Raw genomic sequence first — 11,808 nt, 5'->3', positions numbered from 1 at the left:
GCGGGCGCTGGCCCGCGCGGCGCCGCGCGCGCCGGGGGTGGAGGTGCTGGGCCCGGCTCCGGCGCCGGTGGCGCTGCTGCGCGGGCGGTTCCGCCGCCGCCTGTTGCTCAAAACCCGGCGGGAGATCGCGGTCCAGCCCTTGCTGCGGGATTGGCTCGCGCGGGTGGAATTGCCCCGCTCCGTCAAGCTGGACGTGGACGTGGACCCGGTTTCGTTCATGTAAGGGGCAGTATGGCGCCGGTCCCCGGGGACTTGCCGCGTGCCGTGGCCAAGGGCGATACCCGCCCCTCTCACGCTTCCTGTTTAATCGTTCGCGGGATAGGCGCGCATCAGCCGTTTCTGGTGCCGCCAGAGAGCGAGCAGCTTGAACGCCCCCACTGGTTTGAGGCCGGTTTCGCGCATGGCGGCGGCGATGCGGAAGGATTCGCCGTAGTGAAAGAACTGGTCCCGGTAGGCGCGGCGCAAACTCATCTCCGGGTCCCAGATATGGGTGGCCTCCGAGCCCGAGCCATTGAATTCGATGATCTTGAACTCCCGCCCCTCCCGCAGCGCCTCCAGCGTGGCGTAGCGCAGATCGATGCGCGAGAAATAGACATCCGGCAGGTCGCGCATGATCTCGTCGATCCGCGCGGTGAGGGCGGGGGTGACGATGGCAAGCCCATCCCGGAAGGTGGAGCCCCGGCAGTGATTGCCGACGAACACCAGCGCGACGCGCTCTCCCGGGGCGGGAATGCTGGCGGCGCGGCTGCCGAGCTTGGGCAGGAGAAGGTGGGAGATGGCGTTGAGCCGGTCATCCGCGGCGATCAGCGCCTTAACGCTGCGGCGGCCATCCCCCACCACCACGGGGGGAAATTTGAGGGTGACCGAGGTGATGCGCCCTTGCGCCTCGCCGGGATGGCGGATGTAGAAAATTCCGGCCTCGCCGGGATATTCGACCAGCGCTTGTAATTGCAGCCCGGCGCCGCGCGGAAAGGCGGCCAGATACGCGGCGAGCTGCGTCTCGTCCCGCACCACCCGCACGCCGACGCCATTGCAGCTCATATCCGGCTTCGCCACCAGGGGGAAGCGGAGCCCCGCCGCGCGCAGCGCCGTGAGGGCCCGGGGCAAATCTCCCGCCTCGCCATGGCCGAGCGTGGTTAGCGCCACGTAATCCGCGACCCAGGGCCGCGCCTTGGGGCCAGCCAGACCCAGGATCTGGTTTTTGGATTCGCCGCAAATGCCGCCCGCGGCGATGCGGGGATTGGCGAGAGAGGGCAAAGTGAGGCTGCGGTAACGGAGGGACTGGAGAAGCCAGAATAGCACCACCGGAGCGTAAAACAGCCAGTCTGGCCAAAACTCGAAAAAGGAGACGGACCGTTTGCGGCCGGTATGGTCGCGCTGCCCAAGGGCGCCGGCCAGAGATGCTCCGCTCATGGCGGTGTCCTTTGGTTATAGAGCTTCGTCGCCAGACGGCCCACGAGAATGATGATGATGAGGAATACCCCAAGCCCGGCCCAGCGCCAAATCCCGAGATAATGCATCATCAGCGCGCCGAGGCGCAGGCTGATGAAAAAGAGACCGGTGGTCCAGACCAGGGTGGCGAGAATGGCGGCCAGGGAGAATTGCCAAAATGGCGCGTGGAGAAAGCCGAGCGTGGTATAGGTGGGCAGACGCAGACCCGGCACGAAACGGCTGACCAGCACCAGGGGGATGACGCGGGGTTTTACCCAATCATGCCCGATATCGCGTCTCTGCTGAGGGACCAGCCGCTTGGCCCAGCCATGGGTGGCGGACAGCCAGCCCAGCCCATAGAGGCCGAGATCCCCGAGCACGATGCCCGCGTAGAGCGAGCCCAAAGCCAGCGGCAAGGACAGCGCGCCAGAGGCGACCTGCATCGCCGCGAGCAGGGTAGCGGCGTCCTCCAGGATGAAGGTGCCCGAGACGATGGTTACCGCCTGCAGGGATTTCATCCCCGCGGCCGCGGCCAGGAGCGCCGTGAAGCTAGGAAGCGGCATTTGAAACCGGTTTCAATCCGCCCGGGCCGCGCTCGCCAGGCGCGGCGAAGAAGGGCAGCGGGTCAGGTCCCGTCCGGCTCGGCCGCCATGGCCAGATGGTCCGAGGCGAGAGAGCGAACATCACATTGGCGGCCATGGGCGTTCATCGCCCGGCAGGTGGCGTGCGCGCCGTCATAGGTGAGGCCGGTCAGCTGCGCCAGCCAGAAATCCTTGCCCTTGCGCTGGACATGCTGGATCTGCGCCACGCCGCGCCCATGCAGAGCCCGCGCCTTCAGGGCCGCCGAGCGGGCGTTGGTCTTGTATTCATACAAGCCGAGTTGAGCGGCCCAGAGCTTGCTCACCCCCGCGCTCGCCGTCCCCGGCAAAGGCCTGGCGCGCTGGACCGTCTGGCTCGCGACCTTCTCCACGGCCGGCGCCGGGGCGGGGCGCGCCGCCGGGGCGGGCGACGGCTTGGCCGGGCGGTTGGCCGCGACGACCATGGCGGGGGTCATCGGCACATGCCCGCCGAAGCCGCCATCGAGCATGGCGGTCATTTGCTGATAGGCGCTCCCCCAGCTTGGCTCATGCAGAACGACGCCGATCAGCTTTTGGCCGCCGCGCTGGGCCGAGGTGATGAGATTATGCCGGGCGAGATTGGTGTAGCCGGTCTTCATTCCCGTGGTGCCGGCATAGGATTTCAGCATTCCATTATTGCTGTAGATCTGCCGTCCGCGGAAATTGAAGGACGTGACCTGAAAAAAGCTCTGGAATTGGGAGAAATTGATAACGAGGTCCCGGGCGAGCAGGGAGAGATCGCGCGCGGTGGTGACCTGGTTGGGGTTGGGCAGGCCAGACGCATTGGCAAACTGGCTTTGAGCCATGCCGAGCGCATGGGCGCGCAGCGTCATCATCTGGGCGCAGCGCGCCTCCGAGCCGCCGCCCAGATATTCGCCCAGCGCCGTCGCCGCGTCATTGGCGGACATGGTGGTCATCGCCAGAATCGCGTCCTGGACGGAGATCGTGTCTCCGGGGCGCAGGCCGAGCTTGACGGGTTCAACCGAGGCGGCATAGGCCGAAATGGGGATCCGGGTATCGAGACTCAATTTTCCGGCGGCGAGGGCCTGGAAAGCCAGATCCAGCGTCATCAACTTGGTCAGGGATGCCGGGTAGCGCGGGGTGTCGGCATCGATCGCCGAGAAGATCTGACCCGTCCGGGCATCGATGACGATGGAGCTGACGCCGGGAGAGGTGGGGCCGAAACCCGCATTGTCCAGGCTGGCCGCCGGCGCGGCGGGGCGCAGGGTGTGGTGCGTGTGGTGATGGTGATGCTTGTCATATGCGAAGGCCGCCGGAGCGGTGACCAGGCTTGCCCAGCCCAGACCGGCAAGCCCGAGCATGGCGGTACGAACGTTGCTCCACAAATGCATGCCTGCCACCCCGCTTTAAAGCCTCTTCGCCTATCTAGCCGCCTCGCCTGGGAGATGTCTAGGAGTTTCGCATTGTTTTGTCCGCACAAAGACCAAAAAACTGAAAGGGTTAACGCAAGTCATTGAAGCCGCGCCATCCAGTTTGGCGCCGCGGCTGGGTCGGCCGGGCCTCCCGGGGGGTTGGGAGGAAGTATTGTGCAATGCACAAATTTTCTTGACGCATGCGGGGCGGGCTTATAATAATATGGAATTGCTGCATCGCGGCACTTTCGTGCCGCGCGTCGCTCGCCGGATTGGAGCCCATGCAGTCACCGTTACGAAATGGGAGAAATCAGATGAGCGCTGTCAAACCTAAACCCTCAATCGCCGCGGGTGAAGCCGTCGCCGCCGGCATCGATACCGCCGCCGACACCTCGGCAAAGACCTACGAAGCCTCCGTGCAATCCTATGAGAAATCGCTCGGCGCCCTGCGCGAGGGCATGGAAAAGGCGACCAAGGGCTTCGAGACCTCTCAGGCCAAGATGAAGGAAGGGCTCGAGAAAATGGTCAAGACCTCTGAGGAATTGCTGGCGTTTAGCCAGGGCAATCTTGAGGCCTTCTTCAAGGCCTCGCAGATTTACGCGTCCGGCGTGCAGGACATCTCCAAGCATGTCGCGGCTTCCTCCAAAACCTCGCTCGAGGAGACGATGAGCTTCGGCAAGTCCCTGATGGGCGTGAAATCGGTTAAAGAGGCGGTTGATCTTCAGACCGGCTTCGCCAAAGCCGCGATCGAGAAGGCGGTGACGGAGAGCAACAAGCTGACCGACGCCGCGGTGAAGCTGACGGAGCAAGCCCTGGCCCCTCTCACCGCCCGGATCACCAAGGCCGTTGAGACCTTCAGCAAGACGCACTGACCCCGTCTTTTCAAGTTTGGCGGCAGAATGGCCAGCCCCAGGGGGCTGGCCATTTGCGTCTCCGGCGCCGGATTTTTCAAGGTTTTTCCCGGCGCGCCGCATTTCGCTCTTTCATCTCGGGCCTTGCTTTCGATATGCTTGGTTCCCAGGTGGAGTAAAATGCCCATGGCACGGCTTTTCCGGGCGGTAAAAGGCATCGCTACAAGGTGTTTTGGTGAATGAGTGAGAACGACAAGCGGAAGGGATCAGAGTCGGCCAATACGGGCGTGGTGGCGAAGCCCCGGCCGAAGACGCGCAAGCCGACCTTGTACAAGGTCCTGATGCTCAACGACGACTATACGCCCATGGAATTCGTTGTGCATGTGCTGGAGCGGTTCTTCCAGAAGTCGCGCGACCAGGCGACGCAGATCATGCTGCATGTTCATCGCCGGGGGGTGGGGGTGTGCGGGGTGTATACCTATGAGGTCGCGGAGACCAAGGTGACCCAGGTGATGGACCTCGCGCGGCAGAATCAACATCCGCTGCAATGCACGATTGAAAAAGAATGATTCGGAAGTTTACGTTCCGATTACCAGATGAGTCCTTAATCTATAGAGCGGCCCAAGGCGGGCGTGCCCTGAAAATGCCGGCCGGACAGGCAGATCGAGTGTCCGGAATCGAGAGCGCCGGGTCTCGGCGTGAAGGAACGGTTTAAATCCATGCTGTCTCGCAACCTTGAACAAACTCTCCACCGGGCTTTGTCCCTCGCCGCCGACCGCAAGCACGAATACGCCACGCTGGAGCATCTCCTGCTCGGCCTGGTGGAGGACACGGATGCGTTGACGGTGCTGCGGGCCTGCGGCGTGGATATCGAGAAGCTGAAAAAGGAGCTGGTCGAGTTTCTCGACAAGGATCTGGCCGGCCTCGCCACGGATCGCGGCGGCGACCCCAAACCGACCGCGGGCTTTCAGCGGGTGGTGCAGCGGGCGGCGATCCATGTCCAGTCCTCCGGGCGGGATGAGGTGACGGGCGCGAACGTGCTTGTCGCCCTGTTCTCGGAGCGCGAGAGCCACGCCGTGTATTTCCTCCAATTGCAGGATATGACCCGGCTGGACGCGGTGAATTTCATTTCCCACGGCATCGCCAAGAGCCCCGGCAAATCCGCGCCGCGGCCGCCCACCGGCTCCTCCGAGCCGAACGAATCCGGCGAACGGGAGGAAAAGACCAGCGGTAAGCGCGGCCAGGACGCGTTGGCGACCTATTGCATCAAGCTCAACAAGAAGGCCAAGGAAGGCAAGATCGACCCGCTGATCGGCCGCGAGCACGAGATCGAGCGGACCATCCTGATCCTCTGCCGCCGCACCAAGAACAACCCCCTTTACGTGGGCGACCCTGGCGTGGGCAAGACCGCCATCGCCGAGGGGCTGGCCAAGCGGATCGTGGATGGGGATGTGCCGGAAGTGTTGCAGAACGCCACCATCTTCGCCCTGGATATGGGGGCGCTGCTGGCTGGCACCCGCTACCGGGGGGATTTCGAGGAGCGGCTGAAGGCGGTGGTGACCGAGATGGAGGCCAATCCCGGCGCCATTCTCTTCATCGACGAGATTCACACTGTGATAGGCGCGGGGGCGACCTCCGGCGGGGCTATGGACGCCTCCAACCTGTTGAAGCCCGCCCTGGCCCAGGGCACGCTGCGCTGCATCGGCTCCACCACCTATAAGGAATTCCGCAACTATTTCGAGAAGGACCGGGCCCTGGTCCGGCGCTTCCAGAAGATCGACGTCAACGAGCCCTCGGTCGAGGATGCGGTGAAGATTCTCAAAGGGCTGAAAGGTTCCTACGAGAAGCACCATAAGGTGCGTTACACGGATGACGCGATCCGCGCCGCCGTGGAGCTTTCCGCCAAATACATCAATGACCGCAAGCTGCCGGATAAGGCGATCGACGTGATCGACGAGGCGGGAGCGGCGCGGATGCTGCTGCCCGAGAATAAGCGCCGCAAGACAGTGACGCTCAAGGATGTCGAGGACATGGTCTCCAAGATCGCCCGCATCCCGCCCAAATCTGTCTCGACAGACGACAAGGAGGTGCTGCGCCATCTGGAGCGGGACCTCAAGGGCATGGTGTTCGGCCAGGACGCGGCCATCGAGGCGCTTTCCGCCGCGATGAAGCTCTCCCGCGCCGGGCTGCGCGACCCGGAGAAGCCGATCGGCAACTATCTCTTCTCCGGCCCCACCGGCGTCGGCAAGACAGAGGTGGCGCGCCAGCTCGCCTCCACCTTAGGCATCGAACTGACGCGGTTCGACATGTCGGAATATATGGAGCGGCATTCGGTCTCCCGGCTCATCGGCGCGCCGCCCGGCTATGTCGGCTTCGACCAGGGCGGCATGCTCACCGACGCCATCGACCAGCATCCGCATTGCGTGCTGCTGCTCGACGAGATCGAGAAGGCCCATCCCGACCTGTTCAATATTCTCTTGCAGATCATGGATCACGGCAAACTCACCGACCATAACGGCAAACAGGTGGATTTCCGCAATGTCATCCTCATCATGACCACCAATGCCGGGGCGGCGGATATGCAGAAACCCGCGATGGGTTTTGGCCGCGCGGCGCGGGTGGGCGAGGATGAGGAGGCGGTGAAGCGCCTGTTCACGCCGGAATTCCGCAACCGGCTGGATGCGATCATCCCCTTCGCGGCGCTGACGCCGGAGATCGTCGGCCGCGTTGTGGAGAAATTCGTCATGCAGCTGGAGGCCCAGCTGGCCGACCGCAACGTGACCATCGAGCTGTCCTCGGCCGCCAAAGAGTTTCTGGCCGAGCGGGGTTATGAGCCGCTCTACGGCGCCCGGCCGCTAGCCCGCGTGATCCAGGAGCAGATCAAGAAGCCGCTGGCGGAGGAGCTGCTTTTCGGCAAGCTGGCGAAGGGCGGCGCGGTGAAGGTGAGCGTGAAGGATGGGAAACTGGTCTTCGATATTTCGGAGGCGCCCACCCTGGCCTTGCCCAAGCCGGAGACCGAGGGAGATGGTGATGACGAGCGTGCCCCCGAGGAAGCGCTTTAACTCTAGCTTGATAAAGAGACCCGGGTGTTAACCGGGTCTCAAATGATTTGGTTGCCCTTATTTAGGTTGTGTCGGGCGCACAGAAGCTGAATATTTTTGGCTGCGATGGAAGTTCCACCTTTGGAAAAAGGCACGATATGATCGAAGTGAAGATTATCTGAAGATTGGCAGAGCACACATTTTCCGCCATCACGTTTCCAAACTTCTTGTTTGACTGACGAAGGAATGAGGCGACGGACGGGTAGGTCATTTTTTCCTATTTCGCCTGGCGTCTTGTCTGCCTCAATAGCCACGAGTTTGAATTTACAAACAACGCGTTGACCCATATACCTGACTAGCCATATTTTGCTTTATTAGCCGCTCGATTTTGGCTAGTAAAGTACTCATGAGCGAGTCCTTCAGCCTTTACGAGTTCTTCCAGAAGTTCCCGAATGAGGATGCGGCTCGCCGTTTTTTCGAGGGCAAGCGCTGGCCACCTAGCGTTGCCTGCGCCCATTGTGGCAGCGCCAACGTGGCAGAGTGCGCCGGTCATATCCCGATGCCCTACCGTTGTCGTGAGTGCCGCAAGCATTTCAGCGTTCGCACTGGCACCGTCCTGACAGAATCCAAGCTCCCGCTGCATAAGTGGCTCATGGCCATCTACATGATGACCACGGCGCGAAAGGGGATACCCTCTACGCAGATGGCTCGTGAGCTTGGTATCACCCAGAAATCGGCTTGGTTCCTTGCTCAGCGCATCCGCGAGACTTGGCTCGCTAGCCAAGAGGCTAGCAACAACGATATGGGACCGCATGTTGAAGTGGACGAGACCTACATCGGCGGCAAAAACAAGAATAGGCACGCGGATAAGAAGGTCAAAGGCAGTGGCTCCCACGGCAAGGCGGCGGTTCTAGGTATCAAAGCCCGCACTGGCGAAGTCCGTGCCGTTCACATTCCGTCCGTCCATCAACACGTTCTGCACGGTTATATTGCCCGCAATGTCTGCCCCGGCTCTACGGTCTTCACAGACAGCCTGCCAACCTATCGCGGTATGCGTGGCTATACCCACCTTGCCGTTGACCACACGGTAGGCGAGTATCTCCGCGAGATGGCGCATACCAATGGTATTGAGAGCTTCTGGGCGCTCCTCAAACGCGGCTACTATGGGATTTACCACCACATGAGCGTGAAGCACCTTCACCGCTACGTGAGCGAGTTCTCTTCCGCCACAACACGGCCAAGGCCGGGACTATGGAGTTTATCGCTCTGACCGTGGCCCGCGCCGTCAACAAACGCCTTTCCTACCGGGAGTTGATCCATGCCGCCTGAAGACAAAAGCATCAAGCCTATCCCAGATACGCTTGAGAATGTCGCTCATGCCCTTTTAGGGATGGATAAGAATAAAAAGCAAAAAACCGCTCTATATATAGGGTCAATACCTATTGGAGAAATAGAGTTTGATTGTGCAGTGCTTGAAGATGGCACTCGCGTCTTATCCGAACGCGCTGTTCATAGGGCATTTGGCAGCAAAAGGGGCGGCTCCCATTGGCGCCGAATAAAGGCGGGACAGGATGGCGCCAATATGCCGTCTTTTCTGTCTGCAAACAACTATTTTCCTTTTGTTTCTAATGAATTAGCGTCGGCGCTAATGTCTCCGATTGCGTACTCCGCAGCAGGCGGAACGTCGGCGAATGGTATCAAAGCAGAGCTGTTGCCCGAGATTTGTGGTGTATTTCTGGCAGCGAGAAGGGCCGGAAAATTGCATCCGTCCCAGGAGCATCTGGCGAATCAAGCTGAAGTGTTAATGGAGGCCTTTGCCAAGGTAGGCATTGTTGCTCTCGTTGACGAAGCAACCGGCTATCAGCGTGATCGGGCTCATGATGCTCTCAGGCTCCTGCTTTCTAAGTATATCGCCGAAGGCCTGCAAAAATGGCTTAAAACGTTCCCAGATGCTTTTTTTAAAGAACTAGACCGTCTGTATGACAACGACACAACGGCTCCGCGAAATCGCCCGCAATATTATGGCAAGTTCATAAACAAATATGTTTATGAACCGATTGAGCATGGCTATGTCAAAGCTGAACTAAACCGCCTCAATATTGACGAGCAAGGAAGGCGCAGGGCTCGTTTCCATCAGTGGTTATCCGGTGAAGGGCGAAATATGCTCATTCATCAGATTGGGCGCGTTCAGGGATTGATGGAAATGTGTAGTGATATTGAGAATTTTAAGTCAGTATCAAGAAAGCAGCGGGCAATTTCAATCGCCCCTTATATGTTTGATGATATGAACCGCATTATTGAATGAAAAACCGAAGGCCTCCCGTATTAACGGGAGGCCTTTTGCAGTTTTTGCGGCTAGTCAGGTATATAGGTCCCAAAATCGTCCGTTTTGCGTTGGTTTTCCTGAAGGATACTTAAGAGGTTGATCCATCGCTTTTGGGTCTGGGTATGCCGCGCTTCGCGCCACATCATGTCCTTCATAAATTAAAACAGCGCCGCCTGCCTCGATTTGATCAGCATAAGGCGCGCCAGGCCGCAAAGACATAAGGAATCGGCTTTTGTACAAGGCGCAGGGGGTAATTGGTCAGCCTCGGCTTGAGGCCTTGCCAATTTCCTGGGAAAAGCGGGGCCGATGTCCCGCATTCTCGCCAACTCCCTCCTCCTTCTCGCCGCGGCGCTCTGGGGGGCGGCCTTCGTCGCCCAATCGGAGGCGGGCGCCTATCTCAGCGCCGGCTGGTTCACCGGCTTGCGCTTCATTTTGGCCTTCCTCACCGTTCTGCCGCTCGGCATTGCCGAGGCGCGGCGCGCCCCGGGCGGCTGGTGGCAGGGGCTGCCGGAACTCCTGCCGCTCGCCGTGGTTTTCGCCGCGTCCACCTTATTGCAGCAATGGGCGCTCGGCTTCACCAGTGTCACCCATGCCGGATTTCTCACGGGGCTTTACGTGATCTTCGTGCCATTGCTGGAGATGATTTTCCTGCGCCGCGCCCCGCACGGCCTTCTTTGGCTGGCGGCCGTGCTGGCGCTGGCGGGGACCTGGCTGCTAAGCGGCGGGCTCGACCATTTTTCTCGCGGCGATGGCATGATCGTTCTGTCCGCCCTCGGCTTTGCCGTGCAGATATTGCTCATGCAGCGCGCCGCCCAGCAAGGCGACCGGCCCGTGGCGGCGGCCTTGAGTCAGTCCGCCGCCTGCGTGGCGCTGGGCTGCGTGATCGGAGCGGCAGGCGGTCCGCTTCCCTGGCACGCGGTCTCCCGCTGCTTGCCGCAATTACTCTATGGCGGCATCGTCTCCGGCGGGATCGCGTTTCTCCTCCAAGCGCTTTGCCAGCGCTATACCGGGGCGGCGGAGGCGGCGGTCATGCTGATGGCGGAGGCCCTGTTCGCCGCGATCTTCGCGGCGATTCTCCTGCACGAGCGGCTGCGTCTTAACGGCTGGCTGGGCTGCGCGCTGCTGCTGGCGGCGCTGGTGCTGGCCCAGCTGCCAGCGCTGCTGCCCCGCCGCGCCGCCCGGCTCCAGCGCGTCTGAGCTTCTTCTCAGGCGGATTGCGTTTCCTTGCCGGCCCAATGCTGGCGCAGGGTCGCGCCGCAGAACTCCACCACGCCAGAGACCGCCGAGATCAGCCGTCCCATGGTGAGAATGCCGTGGATCTGGTCGGCGAGATGCAGCGCGGTGACCGCTACCCCCTCCGCCTCCAGCCGGTCGGCATAGGCCCGGCCCTCATCGCAAAGCGGGTCCTCGCCGCAGGTGAGCACCAGGGCGGGGGCGGTGCCGGCCAGGCTCGCCGCTCGCGCGGGCGAGGCGCGCGGGTCGGCGCGGAGGGTGGGGTCGGGCGTGTACTGGTTGATGAACCAGCGCATGATACGGCCCGAGAGCGGCATGTCCTCCGGCACGCGGACATAGCTCGGCGTGTCCGCCGCCAGATCCGTCGCCGGATAGAGCAAGAGCTGGAAATCGCAAGGCGGCAATGCGCCGTCCCGTGCCATTTGCGCCACCACCGCCGCGAGATTGCCCCCCGCGCTGTCGCCGCCCACGGCCAAGCGGCTGGAATCGATTCCGAGCGTCCCGGCCTCGGCGGCGGCCCAGCGGAAGGCGGCGGCGGCATCCTCCACCGCGGCGGGGAAGGGGTGCTCCGGCGCCAGGCGATAATCCACCGAGAGCACCACGCAGCCGCCGCCGCGCGCCAGCTGGCGGCATAAGCCCTCATGGCTGTCGAGATCGCCAAGCACCCAGCCGCCGCCATGGAAGTAGACGAGGCCCGGCAAAAGCGCGCCATCCTCCGCCGCGTCCCGGTAGAGGCGCAGGCGCAACTCCCCGCCCGGCCCCGGCATCGTCAGCTCCCGCCTGACGGCGATGGGCGGCGGCGGCGGCTGCACCAAATCGCGGCGGATGGCGTAATTGCGCCGCGCTTCCGCCGGCGGCAGGGCGTCGAGCGGCGCGATCTGCGCCGCCCGCGTCAGGGCGATCAGCCGGAGGACGTCCGGATGGAGGGCGCGCACC

General features: G+C 62.1%; 10 protein-coding genes and 2 pseudogenes. 7 read left to right on the top strand and 5 right to left on the bottom strand.

Annotation, left to right across the window (positions count from 1 at the left end):
• Positions 1-223: pseudogene (locus M7H45_RS02315) on the top strand (primosomal protein N'); the annotation flags it as partial.
• 80 nt (positions 224-303) lie between these two features.
• On the opposite strand, the gene M7H45_RS02310 reads toward M7H45_RS02315, so the two are convergent.
• The 3 genes from M7H45_RS02310 to M7H45_RS02300 form a co-directional block, all read right to left on the bottom strand.
• Positions 304-1,413, bottom strand: coding sequence for a D-alanine--D-alanine ligase (locus M7H45_RS02310; RefSeq protein ID WP_298214304.1), 1,110 nt, complete (start codon positions 1,411-1,413; stop codon positions 304-306).
• Positions 1,410-1,994 (bottom strand): DedA family protein, encoded by a 585-nt coding sequence (locus tag M7H45_RS02305; RefSeq protein ID WP_298214302.1) that lies wholly within the window; start codon positions 1,992-1,994, stop codon positions 1,410-1,412. The genes M7H45_RS02310 and M7H45_RS02305 overlap by 4 nt, the downstream gene beginning before the upstream one ends.
• 62 nt (positions 1,995-2,056) lie before the next feature.
• Positions 2,057-3,400, bottom strand: a complete 1,344-nt coding sequence (locus tag M7H45_RS02300; protein ID WP_298214301.1) for a D-alanyl-D-alanine carboxypeptidase family protein — start codon at positions 3,398-3,400, stop codon at positions 2,057-2,059.
• A 302-nt stretch (positions 3,401-3,702) separates the two neighbouring features.
• On the opposite strand from M7H45_RS02300, the gene M7H45_RS02295 reads away from it, so the two are divergent.
• From M7H45_RS02295 to clpA, 3 genes are all read left to right on the top strand, one after another.
• Positions 3,703-4,293 (top strand): phasin family protein, encoded by a 591-nt coding sequence (locus tag M7H45_RS02295; protein WP_298214299.1) that lies wholly within the window; start codon positions 3,703-3,705, stop codon positions 4,291-4,293.
• Positions 4,294-4,511: 218 nt separating this feature from the next.
• Positions 4,512-4,841 carry an ATP-dependent Clp protease adapter ClpS gene (clpS, locus tag M7H45_RS02290; RefSeq protein WP_298214297.1) on the top strand — a complete coding sequence of 110 codons (330 nt, stop codon included), beginning with the start codon at positions 4,512-4,514 and terminating at the stop codon, positions 4,839-4,841.
• A gap of 150 nt (positions 4,842-4,991) precedes the next feature.
• Complete coding sequence (clpA, locus tag M7H45_RS02285) at positions 4,992-7,334, top strand: ATP-dependent Clp protease ATP-binding subunit ClpA (RefSeq protein WP_298214295.1); 2,343 nt, start codon at positions 4,992-4,994, stop codon at positions 7,332-7,334.
• Between the two features lie 38 nt (positions 7,335-7,372).
• On the opposite strand, the gene M7H45_RS02280 is transcribed toward clpA, so the two are convergent.
• The gene (locus tag M7H45_RS02280) at positions 7,373-7,660 is read right to left on the bottom strand and encodes an HNH endonuclease (protein WP_298214293.1); all 288 of its coding nucleotides are present in this window, start codon (positions 7,658-7,660) and stop codon (positions 7,373-7,375) included.
• 59 nt (positions 7,661-7,719) lie between these two features.
• Here M7H45_RS02280 and M7H45_RS02275 point away from each other — a divergent pair.
• The 3 genes and pseudogenes from M7H45_RS02275 (at position 7,720) to M7H45_RS02265 (ending at position 10,836) form a co-directional block, all read left to right on the top strand.
• A pseudogene (locus M7H45_RS02275) lies at positions 7,720-8,642 on the top strand (IS1595 family transposase).
• Entirely contained in the window at positions 8,632-9,618 is a 987-nt protein-coding gene (locus M7H45_RS02270; RefSeq protein ID WP_298214291.1) for a P63C domain-containing protein, read from the top strand. Before M7H45_RS02275 ends, M7H45_RS02270 begins: the two are co-directional and overlap by 11 nt.
• A gap of 327 nt (positions 9,619-9,945) precedes the next feature.
• Positions 9,946-10,836 (top strand): DMT family transporter, encoded by an 891-nt coding sequence (locus tag M7H45_RS02265; RefSeq protein ID WP_298214289.1) that lies wholly within the window; start codon positions 9,946-9,948, stop codon positions 10,834-10,836.
• An 8-nt stretch (positions 10,837-10,844) separates the two neighbouring features.
• On the opposite strand, the gene M7H45_RS02260 is transcribed toward M7H45_RS02265, so the two are convergent.
• On the bottom strand, positions 10,845-11,807 hold the full coding sequence (locus tag M7H45_RS02260; protein ID WP_298214287.1) for an alpha/beta hydrolase: 963 nt from the start codon (positions 11,805-11,807) through the stop codon (positions 10,845-10,847).
• Position 11,808 lies beyond the last annotated feature (1 nt).

It is taken from the genome of Acidocella sp. (genome assembly GCF_027352905.1).
Classification (GTDB): Bacteria; Pseudomonadota; Alphaproteobacteria; order Acetobacterales; family Acetobacteraceae; genus Acidocella.
The sequence above is the reverse complement of the archived record's forward strand: the minus strand, read 5'-3'. Positions and strand labels throughout refer to the sequence as shown.

Excerpts from the sequence above, each read along its gene's own strand:
- M7H45_RS02280 (WP_298214293.1), bottom strand. The coding sequence starts at position 7,660 with ATGGGTCAACGCGTTGTTTGTAAATTCAAACTCGTGGCTATTGAGGCA.
- M7H45_RS02265 (WP_298214289.1), top strand. The coding sequence starts at position 9,946 with ATGTCCCGCATTCTCGCCAACTCCCTCCTCCTTCTCGCCGCGGCGCTC.
- clpS (WP_298214297.1), top strand. The coding sequence starts at position 4,512 with ATGAGTGAGAACGACAAGCGGAAGGGATCAGAGTCGGCCAATACGGGC.
- M7H45_RS02300 (WP_298214301.1), bottom strand. The coding sequence starts at position 3,400 with ATGCATTTGTGGAGCAACGTTCGTACCGCCATGCTCGGGCTTGCCGGT.
- M7H45_RS02270 (WP_298214291.1), top strand. The coding sequence starts at position 8,632 with ATGCCGCCTGAAGACAAAAGCATCAAGCCTATCCCAGATACGCTTGAG.
- M7H45_RS02305 (WP_298214302.1), bottom strand. The coding sequence starts at position 1,994 with ATGCCGCTTCCTAGCTTCACGGCGCTCCTGGCCGCGGCCGCGGGGATG.
- clpA (WP_298214295.1), top strand. The coding sequence starts at position 4,992 with ATGCTGTCTCGCAACCTTGAACAAACTCTCCACCGGGCTTTGTCCCTC.
- M7H45_RS02310 (WP_298214304.1), bottom strand. The coding sequence starts at position 1,413 with ATGAGCGGAGCATCTCTGGCCGGCGCCCTTGGGCAGCGCGACCATACC.
- M7H45_RS02295 (WP_298214299.1), top strand. The coding sequence starts at position 3,703 with ATGCAGTCACCGTTACGAAATGGGAGAAATCAGATGAGCGCTGTCAAA.